This window comes from Streptococcus sp. GMD4S, from assembly GCF_000296955.1.
Genome location: NZ_AJRE01000575.1, coordinates 1 through 513, shown reverse-complemented (window position 1 = coordinate 513; position 513 = coordinate 1). Strand labels below are relative to the sequence as shown.

At 38.6% G+C, this 513-nt stretch carries 1 protein-coding gene; it reads right to left on the bottom strand.

Going from position 1 to position 513, the window contains the following annotated elements; all coding sequences use genetic code 11:
- Positions 1 to 395 (bottom strand): glyceraldehyde 3-phosphate dehydrogenase NAD-binding domain-containing protein (locus GMD4S_RS12620; RefSeq protein WP_000260680.1); only part of this gene is annotated, 395 nt, incomplete at its 3' end.
- Positions 396 to 513 lie beyond the last annotated feature (118 nt).

Genomic DNA, 513 nt, shown 5'->3' with positions numbered 1-513 from the left:
AATACAACTGTTTTAACGTCGTTTCCACCAGGAGCAGTGATAACAACTTTCTTAGCTCCACCTTTAAGGTGTTTTTCAGCTGCATCTTTCTTAGCAAAGAAACCAGTTGCTTCAAGAACGATTTCTACACCGTCAGTAGCCCAGTCGATTTGTTCTGGATCACGTTCAGCAGAAACTTTAACGAATTTACCGTTAACTTCGAATCCACCTTCTTTAACTTCTACAGTACCGTCGAAACGACCTTGAGTTGTGTCGTATTTCAACAAGTGTGCAAGCATAACTGGATCTGTAAGGTCGTTGATGCGAGTAACTTCAACACCTTCTACGTTTTGGATACGGCGGAAAGCAAGACGACCGATACGGCCGAAACCGTTAATACCAACTTTAACTACCATTAGTGATTTCCTCCTTATGAAAATCATGAAAATTTTATTGTGAAAAGAGTAACTTGAATCACTACAAATCACCTTTCAACAAACCTATTATATAACTATTTGAGTTTAATTGCAAGTA